Genomic DNA, 15,727 nt, shown 5'->3' with positions numbered 1-15,727 from the left:
AAGCGGTCAGGCGACTGGCGTCAGCAGCGGCCGGCCGCCGAAGTAAGCCAGCAGGTTGTCGACCACCAGCTGCCCCATCGCGTGGCGGGTCTCCACCGTCAGGCTGCCCACGTGCGGCGTCAGCACCACGTTCTCCAGTTCGCGCAGCGCGGCCGGCACATGCGGCTCGTTGTCGAACACGTCCAGCGCCGCCATGCCCAGCGTGCCGTCGCGCAGCGCGGCGATCAGCGCCTCCTGGTCCACCAGCGAACCGCGCGCGACGTTGACCAGCGTGCCGTCCGGCCCCAGCGCCGCCAGCACCTCCGCGTCGACCGCATGCCGCGTGGCCGCGCCGCCGGGCGCGCACACCACCAGATAGTCGCTGGCCCGCGCCAGCTCCAGCAGCGAAGCGCAGCGCACGACCGCCACCCCGTCCACCGCGCGCGGCTGGAAGTAGCGCGTGCGCATCCCGAACGCCGCCGCCCGCGCCGCCACCGCCTGGCCGATGCGGCCGAAACCGAACACCCCGCACACCTTGCCCCGCAGCGCGCGGGTCGGCGCCAGCGGCATGCCGCGCTCCCAGGCGCCGCTGCGCACGTGCCGTTCCAGCGCCGGCAGCCGGCGCGCGGCCGACAGCAGCAGCGTCAAGGCCAGGTCCGCCACATCCTCGGTCAGCACGCCAGGCGTATTGGTGACAAAAATGCCACGCGCGCGGGTCACATCCAGCGCCACCGCGTCGACGCCGATGCCGTTGACGGCGACGATCTCCAGCCGCGGCAACTGCGCCAGCAGCGCCGGGCCGATGCCGATCGCCCCGGTCGTCAGCACCCCGCGTATGCGCTCCGCCACACCGGCGAGCCAATCGGGCTGGGCCTCGCAGGGCTGGCGCCACAGGTGGTGGCAATGGAACGCGCGCTCCAGCTGCGCCATCACGCCCGCCGACGGACTCGCGGCCAGCACCAGTATCTCCGGCTTTATATTGGTTTCATGGTCCATGTGGCGATTGTACCGATTGTGCCGATTGTGCATACGGCGGCGCAGGTTTCGCGTGGCTTTGCGTAGACTTTCTGCCGGCATTTCCGTATGCTGGAAGCTACCTATCAGGAGCGCGCCCCGATTTGAACGACCACGCCCCCACCCTGCCCACCTGTCTGGCCGCCCGCCGCTGGCTGCGCGCGGCGCTGGCCGCCTGCATGATGCTGTGCGGCGTCGCTGTCGCCGGCCCGGAGCGCTGGGACCAGCTGGCCACGCCCCTGTTCGAGCACCTCGGCCTGGAACAAGGCCTGCCCCATCCGGTGGGCATGGCGCTGGCGCAGGACGGCGACGGCTATATCTGGGTCGGCACCCAGGCCGGCCTGGCGCGCTGGGACGGCTATCATATGCGTAGCTTCCATCACGACAGCGCGTCCCTGATGGCGCTGCCCGGCGACTTTATCCAGGCGCTGCACGTCGATGTGCGCGGCCGCCTGTGGGTGGGCACCGCCACCGCCGGCATCACCATGTTCGACCAGCGCCGCGAACAATTCACCCGTCCCATCGAGGAGCTGAGCAAAGGCCAGATCAACGCCATCGCCAGCGACGCCAAGGGCAACCTGTGGATAGGCACCTCGGAGGGCCTGAAGTACTACGACACCGTCGAGCGCACGCTGCGCCGCTACACCCACGAGGAGCATCCCGGCCTGCCGGACAACCAGGTCCGCTCGCTGCTGATGGACCGCGCCGGCACGCTGTGGATAGGCACCGGCACCGGGCTGGCCCGGCTCAGGGAGGGCGGCGCCATCGCCCAGGTGGCCGTCACCGGCGAGGGCCGCGGCGGCTGGAGCGACACCGTCATGTCGCTGGGCGAGAACAGCCTCGGACAGATCGCCTTCGGCACGCTCAAAAGCGGTATCGGCCTGGTCGACGCCGGCGCGGACAACGGCCGCATCCTCGGCATCCCGGGGGTCAGGGAAATGCAGGGCAATATGGTGCTGGCGGTGATCGAGACCACGCCCGGCACCTGGTGGGCCAGCACCTACGGCGGCGGCCTGGTGGAGTACCGCAACGGCAAGGGCCATCGCATCCTGCACCAGCCGGCGGTGGCGCAAAGCCTCAGCAACGACCGCACCGCCGCCCTGCTGCGCGACCGCAGCGGCATGATCTGGGTGACCACCGAGCGCGGTGTCGACATGTTCGATCCGCATAACGAGAGCGTCGATTCGGTGTTCGGCGCGGAGGGCGCGCCGGAAGCCGGCGTCAGCGCCCTGATGACCGACAGCCAGCGCCAGGTCTGGGTCGCGCTGGCCGACCAGGGCATCGACATCGTGCGCCCGGACGGCGCGCGCCGCGCCGCGTTGCGCCCCGACCCGGCCCATCCCGACACCGCGCTGCCCAACCGCATGGTCCTGTCGATGACCGAGGCCGACGCCGGCGACGCCTGGATCGGCACCCAGCTGGGCCTCTACCGCACGCAAGGGCAGGCGCGCGGCGTGCGCCGCGTGCCGCTGCCGCAGGCCAGTGCCTATCCGCGCATCGGCACCATATTGCGCCAAAAGGATGAACTCTGGCTGGGCACCTTCGACGGCCTGCTGCGCTACGACCCCAAGGCCAACACCGTGCGGCGCTACGCGCAGGGCACGGCCGATGCCGGTGGCCTGACCGACAACCGCATCCACGCCGTGATCCAGGACGTCGACGGCGCGCTGTGGATCGGCACCCGCGATGGCCTGAACCGGCTGGACCCGGAAAGCGGCAAGGTGGAACAGATCCGCGCCGATCCCGGCCAGCCGACCGCCTTGTCGGAAGCCGTTATCAGCTCGCTGGTGCTCGATACCCGCGGCCGCCTGTGGGTGGGCACCTACGGCGGCGGCATCTGCGTCATGACCGGGCGCGATGCGCAGGGCGCGCCGCAGTTCGCGCGGATCGGCACCGCGGCGGGCCTGGCCACCGGCAGCATCACGGCCTTGCAGTCCGACCTCGTCGGCCGGGTCTGGGCCTCCACCGCCGACAGCATCGCCGTGATCGACGCCGCCAGCCTCAAGGCGCGCGCGCTGACCCGCGCCGACGGCCTGGCCTTCCGCACCTTCTTCCTCGGCGCCAGCACCGTCACGCCGGAACGCGACCTGGTGTTCGGCGCCACCGCCGGCATGGCGGTGGTCTATCCGGGGCGGCTGAACGACTGGGGCTATCGTCCGCCGCTGGTCATCAGCGCGGTGCGGGTGGACCAGCACGCGTTGACCCCGGACCGGCTGGCCGGCGACCAGGGGCCGACGCTGACGCTGAAACCGGAGAACCAGAACTTCGAAGTGGAGCTGGCGGCGCTGGACTTCTCGGCCCCGCAGCACAACCGCTACGCCTACCTGCTGGAAGGCTTCGACCAGCGCTGGGTGGAGGTCGACGCCAGCCGCCGCATCGCCAGCTACAACCGCCTGCCGCCCGGCACCTACCGCCTGCGCCTGCGCGGCAGCAACCGCGACGGCCAGTGGACCAGCGATGAACTGCAACTGCGGGTGGTGGTGCTGCCGGCCTGGCACCAGACCTGGTGGGCGCGGCTGGGATATTTCCTGGCCGTCTGCGCGCTGGCCTGGGCGCTGGTGCGCTGGCGCCTGCGGCAGCTGCACCACAAGGGCGAGGTGCTGCAAGCGCTGGTCTACTCGCGCACCCAGCACCTTGAAAAGCTCAACGCCATCGTCAAGTCGATCAACGAGCAGCTCGATTTCGACGCGCTGCTGCACGCCATCCTGCATGAATCGACCGTCATCCAGGGCATCGACTCGGCGGTGGCGCTGGTGCGCGAAGCCGGCACCGAGACGCTGACGCTGCGCGCGGCCTGGGGCCGCATCGACACCGCGGCCGACACCTACAACATCGACCTGCGCCAGGCCGAGCTGCGCTACGCGCCGGCCAGCAGCATGATCGCGCCGGACATCTTCGAGGTCCACCACCAGCACTCGCTGCCCGGCGACGTCTGCGCGCTGCTGGCGGTGCGGGTGGTGATCGACGGCCAGGTGGAAGGCTACCTGGTGTTCGAGAACTACCAGTACCGGGCGGCCTTCGCCGCCAGCGACCTCGATCTGCTCAAGGCGCTCAAGGAGCCGTTCGTATCGGCCTACCAGAAGGCGCGCGCGCTGCGGCTGCTGGAGCAGGCGCGCGCCAACGCCGAAGCGGCCACCCGCGCCAAGAGCGACTTCCTGGCCAATATCAGCCACGAGATCCGCACCCCGATGAACGCCATCCTCGGCTTCGCCGGCCTGGGCACCCACCTGGACCTGCCGCCGCAGCCGCTGGACTACTTCCGCAAGATCGGCCGCGCCGGCCAGAGCCTGCTGGAGATCATCAACGACGTACTGGACTTCTCCAAGATCGAATCGGGCAAGCTGGAACTGGAGGCCCTGCCCTTCGACCTGCCCGACACCCTGAGCCAGCTGGCCGACCTGTTTGCGTGGCGCGCCGCCGAACGCGGGCTGGAGCTGGTGATCTGGGCCGCGCCGGACGTGCCGTCCAACCTGCTGGGCGACCCGCTGCGCCTGAGCCAGATCCTGGTCAACCTGGTCGGCAACGCGCTCAAGTTCACCGCGCGCGGCCACATCGAGCTGCGCGTCGAACGCGATCACGCGGCGGCGGTGCCGGCGGGCGGCCCGGCGGACAACTCTATCGCGCTGCGCTTCGTGGTCGAGGACAGCGGCCTCGGGATCAGCCAGGAACAGCAGGCGCGCCTGTTCCAGGCCTTCGCCCAGGCCGACGCCAGCACCACGCGGCTGTACGGCGGCACCGGACTGGGGCTGGCGATCTCGCAGCAGCTGGTGCGCAAGATGGGCGGCGTGATCCAGGTCGACAGCGAGCCTGGCGTCGGCAGCAGCTTCAGTTTCACGGTGGCGCTGCAACCGGCCGCCGACCAGACGCCGCGCCAGGCGCCGCTGCCGCCGTCGGTGCTGGGCAAGCGCGTGCTGGTGGTGGACGACAGCGAAGCGGTGCGCCACATGATGAAAGTCCAGCTGGCCAGCATGGGCCTGAAGGCGCGCGCGGTGGCCTCGGGCGGCGCGGCGGTGGCGGCGATGCAGCAGGAGGACTACGACATCCTGATGATGGACGCCGACATGCCCGACCTGGACGGCATCGAGACGCTGCGCCTGATGGCCGAGGAGCCGCCGCTGGCGGCGGTGCCGGCGGTGCTGATGGTGACCGCCTACGCGCGCGAGCATAACCGCCAGACCGCCGAGCAAAGCCGCCTGATGCCCTTCCTCGACAAGCCGGCCAATCCCTATCTGCTGCGCAGCGCGGTGCTGGCGGCGCTGGGCCTGGAGAGCGGCCAGCCGGTCGCCAAGCTGGCGGCGCCGCCGTCGGTGGCGGTGCAGCGCATACGCGGCGCGCACGTGCTGGTGGTGGACGACAACAGCATCAATCAGCAGGTGGCCAGCGAGATCCTGCAACGCGCAGGCGTCAAGGTGGACCTGGCCAACAGCGGCGAGGAGGCGGCGCGCATGACCGCCGCCGGCGACTACGACGCGGTGCTGATGGACATCCAGATGCCGGACATGGACGGCTACCAGGCCACGGCCCTGATCCGCGCCGACGAACAGCACGGCAAGCTGCCGATCATCGCCATGACCGCGCACGCGGTGGCCGGCTACCGCGAGCGCTGCCTGGCGATGGACATGAACGACTACGTCACCAAGCCGATCGACCCGGACACCCTGTACGCCGTGCTGGCGACCTGGGTCGAGCCGGACCTGAGCCGGCAGGACAGCGCCGTGCCGGCGCCGGCCCGCCATTCCGACCACACCGCCTCCGCCAGCGCGCGGCGCGGCATCGACCTGGAAGCGGCGATGGCGCGGCTGGGCGAGCACGGCGGCCTGCTGTCACGGCTGCTTGGCATATTCGCCCAGGATTTTGGTGCGAGTTTGCAACAGATTCAAGATGCAATCCACCACGGCGATTTTCTGGAAGCGGCCGAGCTGGTGCACAAGATACGCGGCGCCGCCGGTAATATCTCGGCAACGGAATTATTTGAAACCGCCACCGCGCTGGAAGACCGGCTACGGGACGATCCCTCTGGGCTGACCGAATTGCTGCACGCATTCGCCGAGTCGTTCGGGATCGTGATGGGAAGTGCGCATCAGGACATGCTTGAGCAAGATGCAAGGATGGCCGACCTGGCCCAGACTACCTAGCAATTTGCGAGTTGCAAGGCGCATGCGAAAGATGCTTGAGATCATTTCGGCTTTGGCCTAGGATGAACTTGCGTTTCGACACGCGAGATTTCCCTAAACCCACACGAAAGGTAACGACATGGCCACGCATTCCCCGCAAGATCTCGATCTGCTGCTGTCCAAATTGTCCGGCGACGACGCGTTCCGCGCCAGCTTCCTGAATGATCCGCAACTGGCGCTGGGCACGCTGGGCATCAAGCTCGACGCCGACAAGATCCCAGCCTTGCGCAGCCTGCCGGCCAAGGAAGTTTTCATCGCCAGCCGCCACGCCATCAAGGGCAAGCTGGAAAACGCTGCCGGCGCGATTCCGTTCTTCCTGTCCGGCCAGCGTTAAGCGATACCCGGGGATCGCTCACGGTTCGTAGCGCATTTCCACCGTGTCCTGCGCGCCGGACGCCTGTCCGCAACCGCACACAGCGATCACCATCTCCTTCAAGGGATCGAGCCCAAATACCCGCTCGATATCGATCTCGTTCACCGCCGCCGTCACAAATGCCGGCATTCCCGCCTCCGTCGCCAGCAGATAAAAGGTCTGCGACAGATGGCCCGCGTCCAGCAGCAGCGCGCGATAGGCCTTGGCGTGATTGCGGTACTTCCAGAAATTGCGCTCCACCCGCGCCGCCAGCACCACCATCATCGGCGCATCGACAAACCAATCCTGGTCGGCCACCATGCGCATCGCCAGTTCCGCCGTTTGCGTGGTATCCATCGCCGCCAGCGGCTCCAGCGCATGACGTACCGGATGATAGTGATACAGGCCGGGCGCGACGCCTTCGATGCGCTGCGCCAGCACATAGGCCTCGACCGGATGCAGGCCGCCGGCCGAAGGACTGAGCTTCTTCAGCACGAAGGCGCCGGGCGCCATTTCGCGTTCGCCCTGCGAGCCGAAGGCGCGCTGCAATAAGCGGGCGACGGTGGCGACGGGCAGCACGGCGGCCGGATCGAAGTTGCGGCCGGTGTAGCGTTGGAACAGGGTGTCGTCGAGCCGCGCACGCTCGGGAAACGGCAGCGCGATGGCCTCGCCCTCGGCGCAACACTCGATGGCCGGACCGGGCGGCGTGCCATATGAAACCACCAGCTCTTCAAAGCTGGGGAACTGCATGCCTTTGTCGACCCGCATATCGCCCCAGCGGCTGAAGATGTGCGCGGCGGCCGACAGCGGCCGCCAGTTCTGCGAGCGCAGCACCTCGTCACGCTCGCGGAAGCGCGCGTCGTCGCCGATCAGCAGGCCGCATTCCAGCAGGCGGGCGATGACGGCGGCGCCGTACTGCGCGGCGCAGTCGGCGCTTTCCTGCCACAGCGTCAGGCCGATGCCGCCCAGCGCCTCAACCTCGTCCGCGGAGACTTCCACCTCCTCGCCCAGATGCGGCGCCAGCGCCATCCAGCGGATGGATGCGCCGAGCGGGCCATCGCCGGCAAACAACGCCGACCAGTCGATATCCAAATCCTCGCGGGGTTCCAGGAACAACACGGCGCAACGTCTGATCAGCATAGTGGACTCACCTTGAAAGTTAGCCTTGCAAGCTCCAGCGTCCCAGAGCGGTGTAAGGCAGGTTCTGGCCGATGTGGCTGTGGACCAGCACCAGCTCGCGCACCGTCCACTCAACGGGGACGACGGCTTGCGGCGGTGCCGTGACATCATCGTACAGCAGCGTGACGTGCGGCGTATAGCCCGGCGGATTTCCGGGCAGGCCCGCCTTGAGCAAGGCCGTTGCGAGACTTTTATATAAGGAGCCAAGGCCGGTCGTGCCATCGCCGCCGGTCAGCACGAACGGCCGGTTGCGGGCGCGGTTGATGAAGGTCTGGGCGACGTCGAAGCTGACGGTGAAAGGCGCCGTTGCCGCGGCCACCGAAGCGGCGGCCTGCCCCGCCAGCGCCACCAGGCGGTCCGGCATGCCGGGGAAGTCGCCCAGGTTGCACAGCGTGGCATGCAGGCGCGTATCGGCGATGGGCCGGCCGCGCATGGCGTGCGCGGTCTTCAGCTCGGCGGTCAGCTGGCGGATGCGGGCGATGGCGCCGGCGTCGGGCAAGACCGCGAAGAAGATGCGGTCCGTCAGCTGAGGTTCGGGTTCGAAACCCGGCAATAAGGTCTGTTGTGTCATGCCTGGCAGTTTAACGCTTGACAGTGTCGATTACAACTGTAATCATTTGCAGCGATTACACTTGTAAATGAAGAAAGCGATGAAAGCCATCCCACAGATCAGCGAAGCCGAATCGGTCGTCATGGAGGCGCTTTGGGCGCATAGTCCGCGCAGCGCGGAGGAAGTCGCCGCCGCAATCGGCAGCGAGCGCGCCTGGCAGGAGTCCACCGTCAAGACCCTGCTCAACCGGCTGCTGCGCAAGAACGCGGTCAAGGTATTGAAGGATGGGCGGCGCTATCTGTACTCGGCGGTGTTCACACGCGAGCAATGGCTGCACAGCGAAAGCAAGGGCTTTTTGGATCGCATGTTCGACGGCCGCCTCGCGCCGCTGGTGGCGCACTTCAGCCGTCACCGCAAGTTGAGCAAAGCGGACCTGGAAGAACTCAAGCGCCTGATTGGAGAGCTCGATGACGGCAAATGACATCGACACGCTGCTGTCCATGCTGCTGCGCGCCACCGGAGCCCTGAGCGTGGCCGCCGTGGTGGTGATGGCGCTGCGCCAGCCCTTACGCCGCAGCTTCGGTCCCGGGGTCGCCTATGCGGCGTGGCTGGCCGTGCCCTTGTGCGGACTGGCCGCGCTGCTGCCCGCCGCACCGGCCGGCAGCGTGCTCGCGCTGCACGCACCCGCCACTGTTCGGCCGTTGGCAGCAGCAATGCGTGGGCTGGCGCCGGCGGCTTCGTCAGCGCCGGCAAACACCCTGATTCTGCTGGCCTGGCTGGCCGGCGCCCTGTATTGCGCGGCGCGCCTCATGGGCCAACAACGCGCTTACGTGCGCAGCCTGGGCAAACTCGCACGGCGCGGCGACATCGCCAATGCGGAGTGCCTGTGCGCTGGCCCCGCACTGGTCGGCCTGTGGCGGCCCATCATCGTGGTCCCGGCGGATTTCGATCTTCGCTACACGCCGATCGAGCGCGACCTGATACTGGACCACGAACGCACCCACGCCAGGCGCCGCGACCCGCTGGCAAACGCCGCCAGCGCCGCGTTGCGCTGCCTGAACTGGTTCAATCCCCTGATCCACGTTGCCGACCGCCTGATGCGCACCGACCAGGAACTGGCTTGCGACGCCGCGGTGGTCCGCAACCACCCGCACGCGCGCCGCTGCTACGCCACCGCCATGCTGAAGACCCAGCTATCCGCCAGCGACGCTCCGCTTGCATGTCAATGGCAATCCGCCCATCCACTGAAAGAGAGAATCATGAGCCTGAACCACGCCACGCCGTATGCTCTACGTCTGACCGGCCGCATCGTCATCGCCGCCGCCATCGCAACCGGCAGCTGGACCGCCTGGGCGGCGCAGGACGCACCCGGCGGCCCGCTCTACGACGTCGCAGTGAAATTGAATGGAGACGGCGCCGCAAGCACGCCGCACCTGCATGCGCGCAGCGGCGAACCGGCCACCATCCGCAGCGGCGAAGGCGCGCAGCAATGGGAGACTCAATTCGTGCTTAAGCCGACCGGCGACGGCAAGATGTTCATCAGCGCAGTCGTCAAGCACGCCGGCAAGCCGGTCGGCCAACCGGGCCTGCTGGTGGCGCTGGGCGAACCCGCCACGGTCAAGATCGACCTCGATGACAAGACCCACATGGAAATGCAACTAACGGTCACGCAACTCGCGCAGTAAACATGGGGGGTCAAGTCTGACATTCGGACACGATCCCTGCTGTAGATAGCTCTACGGCTGACCTCGTGTCCGAATGTCAGACTTGACCCCGCTTTTATTTGACGCGCTGCTTTTCCAGCTTGCGCGCCAGGGTGCGGCGGTGCATGCCCAGGCGCCGCGCCGCTTCCGAAATGTTGAAGTCGGTCTCGGCCAGCACGGTGTGGATGTGCTCCCACTCCAGCGTCTTGACCGATGTGGCGCGGTTGGTCAGTTCCAGCTCGGCCGCGCCGGCCACGTGCTCGAAGGCGGCTTCGATGTCGTCGGTGTTGGACGGCTTGGCCAGGTACTGGCAGGCGCCCAGCTTGATCGCTTCCACCGCCGTGTTGATGCTGGCGAAGCCGGTCAGCACCACGATCAGCATTTCAGCGTCGTGCTGGTGCAGCATCTGCACGCAGGCCAGGCCCGATGAATTGCCCTTCAACTTGAGGTCCACCACCGCGTAGCCGGGCGAGTGATCGACCAGCAGCGCGCTGGCTTCGTCCACGTTCTCGGCCAGCAGCACCTTGTAGCCGCGCCGCTCAAAGGAACGTCCCAAGGTACGGGCGAAGGCGGCGTCGTCCTCGACCAGCAACAGTACGCGTTCTTCTTCAGTAGTCATATTGATTCGTTTCCGGTTGAATTTCAATCTCCGACAGCGGCAGCGTCAGGCGCACCAGCGCCCCGCCCTGCGCCCGGTTCGACGCCGTCACCGCGCCGCCCAAGGTGCGCGCCACGTTCACCACCAGGAACAGGCCCAGGCCACCGCCCGGCCGCCCCTTGCTTGAATTGTACGGCTTGCCCAGCTGCGCCAGGATGTCCGGCGCGAAGCCCGGGCCGGCGTCCATCACCTGCAGCACCAGTTGTTCCTCTTCCACGCTGGCCTCCATCCGCAACCACTGCGGCGATGCCTCCAGCGCATTATCGAGCACGTTGCAGATCATCTGCTTCAGCGTCGAGTCCGATACCACCGGGTGATCCGGCACGATGCGGTTTTGAAATTCAAACTCCACCACCGGCCGCCCCACCCGCCATTCCGCCACCAGGTCCGCCAGGAAGGTGTTGATGGTGGTGGCCGCCGACGATTCGCCGCGCGTCTCGCCTGCCGACAGCAGGATGCCGCTGACGATGGACTTGCAGCGCTTGAGCTGCGTCTGCATCTCGACGATTTCCTCCAGCAGCACGGCGTTGGCCTTGAACTCGGGCATGTGCTGCCAGTCGCCGAGGATCACCGCCAGCGTCGCCAGCGGCGTGCCCAGTTCATGCGCCGCGCCCGATGCCAGCAGGCCCATGCGGATGATATGGTCTTCCTCCGCCGCGCGCTGGCGCAGGTCCGCCAGCTTGGACGCCGTCACCCGCACGTTGCTCATGATGCGCGTGATGAAGACCACCAGCAGCGCCGCATCGAGCACAAAGCAGATCAGCATGCCCTGCACATACAGGCTGAAGATGCCGCGTCCGTGGTCCAATGGCAGCGCCAGCGGTTCGGAGAACAAGGCCAGCCCCGCGATGCAGGTGCCGGTGACGCCGACGATGGTCCAGGTCGACCATGCCTCCAGCAGCACCGCGCCCAGGATCACGTGCAGCAGGTACAGGAACACAAAGGGATTGGTGGCGCCCCCGCTCAGGTAGAGCTGCGCCGTCAGGCTGGCGATGTCCACCGTCAGCGCCAGCAGCAGCTCGCTGTTGGACACCACCTGGTTTTCCTGCCAGCGCAGGGTGCTGGCGATGTTGAAGGCGATCAGGCAAGCCAGCACGTTCAACATGGCCGGCAGCGGCAGGCGCACGTCGAACACCATGGTGGTGGCGAAGATGGTGGTGATCTGGCCCACCACGGCGATCCAGCGCAGCTGGATCAGCTGCTGCATGTTCTTGTGGCCGGCCGCGTGGGTGATGGTGTTGGCCGACGCCTTCACCGCCGCCAGCGGTTCGATCACCGGCGCATTCGGCCGGCCCCTGTCGTACGGATTGTCGTTTTTCCTGGCCATTTACGCTTTAGTCTTTGATTTGCGCCCTTCGCGGACGACCCATGCGGCGCCCCCGGCGACCATCAGCGCCAGCGCGTACCAGGTGACAGCATAAACCAAATGGTTGTTGACGAAGGAAACCACGGTCAGGCCGCCGATCGGCTCGCCCTCTGCGACCGCCGCGCCGGCGTCGGCATCGACGAAGTACGGCGCCACGGCCGGCAGACCGCGCGCCCGGGCGATGGCCTGCACGTCGCGGGTGTACCAGTAGTTGCGGGCCGGCTCATTCTGGCGCAGACGGCCGGCGACTTCGCCCAGGCGCAGCAGGCCGGTGACCGTGACCGCATCGCCGCCCGCAGCGCAGGCATCGGCCGCGGCGGGCGGCGGCGCTGGCTGTGGCGCCCAGCCACCGGAACCGGCGCGGATAAAGCCCCGGTTGACCATGACGATGGCGCCGTCGGCGGTGCACAGCGGCGTCAGCACCCAGTAGCCGATGCCCCGGTCCAGCGAGGCCAGCACCTGCGTATCCGAACCCTTCAGGTAGTGGCCGCTGACGCGCACGCGGCGGTAATCGTCCGCCTCGGCGTTCAGCTGCGGCCATTGCGTCACGCCGGGCGCGTCCACCGGCGCCGCGTGCACGCGTTGCTCGACGCGCTCGATCAGCGCCAGCTTCCATTGCAGGCGGAATAATTGCCACGTCCCCAAAGCAAAAAACCCTGCGAACATCAGCCCGGCCGCAAGGGCCAGGATGACGCGCAGGGCGCGGGAACGTGGGCGCGATGCCCCGTCCATTATTGCATGTCGCGCATGTTGTGCACGTCCGTACCCATGGACGGCATCATGTTGACGTTCATGTGGTACATGACCCAGATCGAGCCGGCCAGTACGATGACCAGCAGCACCAGCGTGAACAAGGTGGCCAGCAGCGACCAGCCGCCTTCGATCTTGCCGTTCATGTGCAGGAAGTACACCATGTGCACCACTACCTGAACCGCCGCGAAGGCCAGGATCACCGCGGCGGTGGTGCTGGACTTGTCGAAGGCCTTGTGCATCACCAGCCAGAACGGGATCGCGGTCAGGATCACCGACAGCACGAAGCCGATCGCGTAGTCCTTCAGGCTGCCGTGCGGCACGCCGTCGTGGCCGTGGCCGTGGTCGTCATGGCCGTGGTGGTCGTGATTGTGTGCGCTCATGGCAGGACTCCCATCAGATAAACAAAGGTGAACACGCCGATCCAGATCACGTCCAGGAAGTGCCAGAACATCGACAGGCACATCAGGCGACGGTTGTTTTCCGGCGTCAGGCCGTGCTTGGCCAGCTGGAAGATCAGCGTGACCAGCCAGATCGAACCGAAGGTCACGTGCAGGCCGTGGGTGCCGACCAGCGCGAAGAACGAGGTCAGGAACGCGCTGCGCTGCGGACCGGCGCCTTCGTGGATCAGGTGAACGAATTCATCCAGTTCCAGGTACAGGAAGGCCATACCGAACAGGCCGGTGATGGCCAGCCAGACGATGGTGGCCTTCACGCTCTTGCGCTGCGCGGCGATCATGGCGAAGCCGTAGGTGATCGACGACATCAGCAGGAAGCCGGTGTTGAGGGCCACGGTTGGCAGGTCGAACAGCTCGGCGCCGGTCGGGCCGCCCGCGTAGTTGCGGCCCAGCACAGCGTAGGCGGCGAACAGGCCGGCGAACAGCAGGCAGTCGCTCATCAGGTAGAGCCAGAAGCCCAGCAGCGTGCCGTTCTCCGGGTGGTGTTCGCGCACGTAGTAGCGTGCGCTTGGGTCGGCGCTCACGGCGCCGTTAGCGATAGTTTCAGACATGGCTTTCCAGCAAACGAGTATGCGCTTCTTCGGTGCGGACGACTTCTTCCGCAGGGATGTAGAAATCGCGCTTGTAGTTAAAGGTATGCGTGATGATGGCGGCCATCATGGCGATGAACGACAGGCCGGCAGGAATCCACATCTGCCAGATCATGCTGAAGCCCAGCGCGAACGACAGCGCCGAGATGATGAAGCCGGCAGCGGTGTTCTTCGGCATGTGGATAGCAACAAAACCTTTGGTCGGACGCTGGTAGTGGTTGGCCTTCATGTCGGCCCAGCTGTCGCTCTCGTGCACCACTGGCGTGAAGGCGAAGTTGTAGTCCGGCGGTGGCGACGAGGTGGCCCACTCCAGCGTGCGGCCGCCCCATGGGTCGCCGGTGACGTCGCGCAGCTTCTCGCGGTTCTTCCAGCTGACGTAGAACTGCACCAGCATCGCGCCGATACCTGCGGCGATGATCAGCGCGCCGATGGCGGCGATCACGAACCATTTTTGCAGCGAAGGATCTTCGAAGTGGTTCATGCGGCGGGTAACGCCCATGAAGCCCATCACGTACAGCGGCGTGAAGGCCACCCAGAAGCCCACCAGCCAGCACCAGAACGAGACCTTGCCCCAGAATTCGTCGAGCTTGAAGCCGAACGCTTTAGGGAACCAGTAGTTCAGGCCGGCGAAGCAGCCGAACACCACGCCGCCGATGATGACGTTGTGGAAGTGGGCGATCAGGAACAGCGAGTTGTGCAGCACGAAGTCGGCAGGCGGTACGGCCAGCATCACGCCGGTCATGCCGCCGATGGTGAAGGTCAGCATGAAGCCGACGGTCCACAGCATCGGCACGTCGAAGCGCACGCGGCCCTTGTACATGGTGAACAGCCAGTTGAAGATCTTGGCGCCGGTCGGGATCGAGATGATCATCGTCGTGATGCCGAAGAACGAGTTCACCGACGCGCCCGAGCCCATGGTGAAGAAGTGGTGCAGCCATACCAGGTAGGACAGGATGGTGATCACGACGGTGGCGTACACCATCGAGGTGTAGCCGAACAGCTTCTTGGAGCTGAAGGTCGAGACGATTTCCGAGAACACGCCGAACACCGGCAGCACCAGGATGTACACCTCGGGGTGGCCCCAGATCCAGATCAGGTTGACGTACAACATCGGGTTGCCGCCGAGGTCGTTGGTGAAGAAGTTGGTGCCGACCATGCGGTCCAGCGACAGCATCGCCAGGGTGATGGTCAGGATCGGGAAGGTGGCGACGATCAGGGCGTTGGTGCACAGCGCGGTCCAGGTGAAGACCGGCATTTTCATCATGTTCATGCCTGGCGCGCGCATCTTGACGATGGTGGCGATCAGGTTGACGCCCGATAGCGTGGTCCCTACCCCGGCCACCTGCAGCGACCAGATGTAGTAGTCGACCCCGACATCCGGCGAGGCGGCGATGCCCGACAGCGGCGGGAAGGCCAGCCAGCCGGTGCGGCCGAATTCACCGACGAACAGCGAGACCATGGTCAGCATGGCGCCGAAGGTGGTCATCCAGAACGAGAAGTTGTTCAGGAACGGGAACGAGACGTCGCGCGCGCCGATCTGCAGCGGCACCACGTAGTTCATCAGGCCGGTAACCAGCGGCATCGCCACGAAGAAGATCATGATCGTGCCGTGGGCCGTGAAGATCTGGTCGTAGTGGTGCGGCGGCAGCATGCCGGCGTTGTCGCCGAAGGCGATCGCTTGTTGGGCGCGCATCATCAGCGCGTCGGCGAAGCCGCGCAGCATCATGATAATCGCCAGCACCATGTACATGATGCCGATCTTCTTGTGGTCGATGGAGGTGATCCAGTCGCGCCACAGCGGGCCCCACAGGCGGAATTTGAACATCGCGGCCAGGAAGGCCAGGCCGCCGATCGCCACCATGGCGAAGGTGCCGATCAGGATGGGCTCGTGGTATGGAATTGCTTCCAGCGACAGCCGCCCAAAGATCAGTTTGGTCAGGTTGAGATCAGACAT

The 15,727-nt window shown here is 66.6% G+C and carries 13 protein-coding genes; 4 read left to right on the top strand and 9 right to left on the bottom strand.

All coding sequences use genetic code 11. The annotated features are described in order from the left end of the window. Window positions 1–6 precede the first annotated feature (6 nt). Complete coding sequence (locus tag ACEN9O_RS23290) at window positions 7–975, bottom strand: 2-hydroxyacid dehydrogenase (protein WP_495614178.1); 969 nt, start codon at window positions 973–975, stop codon at window positions 7–9. A gap of 122 nt (window positions 976–1,097) precedes the next feature. On the opposite strand from ACEN9O_RS23290, the gene ACEN9O_RS23285 reads away from it, so the two are divergent. After that, the gene (locus ACEN9O_RS23285) at window positions 1,098–6,128 is read left to right on the top strand and encodes a response regulator (RefSeq protein WP_495614177.1); all 5,031 of its coding nucleotides are present in this window, start codon (window positions 1,098–1,100) and stop codon (window positions 6,126–6,128) included. A gap of 118 nt (window positions 6,129–6,246) precedes the next feature. Further along, entirely contained in the window at window positions 6,247–6,501 is a 255-nt protein-coding gene (locus ACEN9O_RS23280; RefSeq protein ID WP_495614176.1) for an NHLP-related RiPP peptide, read from the top strand. A gap of 18 nt (window positions 6,502–6,519) precedes the next feature. On the opposite strand, the gene ACEN9O_RS23275 is transcribed toward ACEN9O_RS23280, so the two are convergent. Continuing rightward, window positions 6,520–7,659, bottom strand: coding sequence for a putative peptide maturation dehydrogenase (locus ACEN9O_RS23275; protein ID WP_495614175.1), 1,140 nt, complete (start codon window positions 7,657–7,659; stop codon window positions 6,520–6,522). A gap of 19 nt (window positions 7,660–7,678) precedes the next feature. Continuing rightward, entirely contained in the window at window positions 7,679–8,269 is a 591-nt protein-coding gene (locus tag ACEN9O_RS23270) for a 2'-5' RNA ligase family protein (protein WP_495614174.1), read from the bottom strand. Between the two features lie 79 nt (window positions 8,270–8,348). On the opposite strand from ACEN9O_RS23270, the gene ACEN9O_RS23265 reads away from it, so the two are divergent. Together ACEN9O_RS23265 and ACEN9O_RS23260 are read left to right on the top strand one after the other, a co-directional pair. Continuing rightward, window positions 8,349–8,729: a BlaI/MecI/CopY family transcriptional regulator gene (locus ACEN9O_RS23265; RefSeq protein ID WP_495614173.1), complete on the top strand. Its 381-nt coding sequence runs from the start codon at window positions 8,349–8,351 to the stop codon at window positions 8,727–8,729. Beyond that, on the top strand, window positions 8,716–9,933 hold the full coding sequence (locus tag ACEN9O_RS23260; protein ID WP_495614172.1) for a M56 family metallopeptidase: 1,218 nt from the start codon (window positions 8,716–8,718) through the stop codon (window positions 9,931–9,933). Before ACEN9O_RS23265 ends, ACEN9O_RS23260 begins: the two co-directional genes overlap by 14 nt. Window positions 9,934–10,027: 94 nt before the next feature. Here the strand turns inward: ACEN9O_RS23260 and ACEN9O_RS23255 are convergent, their stop codons facing one another. The 6 genes from ACEN9O_RS23255 to cyoB form a co-directional block, all read right to left on the bottom strand. Continuing rightward, on the bottom strand, window positions 10,028–10,570 hold the full coding sequence (locus ACEN9O_RS23255) for a response regulator transcription factor (RefSeq protein ID WP_495614171.1): 543 nt from the start codon (window positions 10,568–10,570) through the stop codon (window positions 10,028–10,030). Beyond that, complete coding sequence (locus ACEN9O_RS23250; protein ID WP_495614170.1) at window positions 10,560–11,936, bottom strand: ATP-binding protein; 1,377 nt, start codon at window positions 11,934–11,936, stop codon at window positions 10,560–10,562. The genes ACEN9O_RS23255 and ACEN9O_RS23250 overlap by 11 nt, the downstream gene beginning before the upstream one ends. Beyond that, window positions 11,937–12,641: an SURF1 family protein gene (locus ACEN9O_RS23245; protein ID WP_495614169.1), complete on the bottom strand. Its 705-nt coding sequence runs from the start codon at window positions 12,639–12,641 to the stop codon at window positions 11,937–11,939. Window positions 12,642–12,706: 65 nt separating this feature from the next. Then, on the bottom strand, window positions 12,707–13,108 hold the full coding sequence (gene cyoD, locus ACEN9O_RS23240) for a cytochrome o ubiquinol oxidase subunit IV (RefSeq protein WP_495614168.1): 402 nt from the start codon (window positions 13,106–13,108) through the stop codon (window positions 12,707–12,709). Beyond that, complete coding sequence (gene cyoC / locus ACEN9O_RS23235) at window positions 13,105–13,734, bottom strand: cytochrome o ubiquinol oxidase subunit III (protein WP_495614167.1); 630 nt, start codon at window positions 13,732–13,734, stop codon at window positions 13,105–13,107. Before cyoC ends, cyoD begins: the two co-directional genes overlap by 4 nt. Next, window positions 13,727–15,727 carry a cytochrome o ubiquinol oxidase subunit I gene (cyoB, locus tag ACEN9O_RS23230; RefSeq protein WP_495614166.1) on the bottom strand — a complete coding sequence of 667 codons (2,001 nt, stop codon included), beginning with the start codon at window positions 15,725–15,727 and terminating at the stop codon, window positions 13,727–13,729. Before cyoB ends, cyoC begins: the two co-directional genes overlap by 8 nt.

Source organism: Duganella sp. Dugasp78, assembly GCF_059491455.1.
The sequence above is the reverse complement of the archived record's forward strand: the minus strand, read 5'-3'. Positions and strand labels throughout refer to the sequence as shown.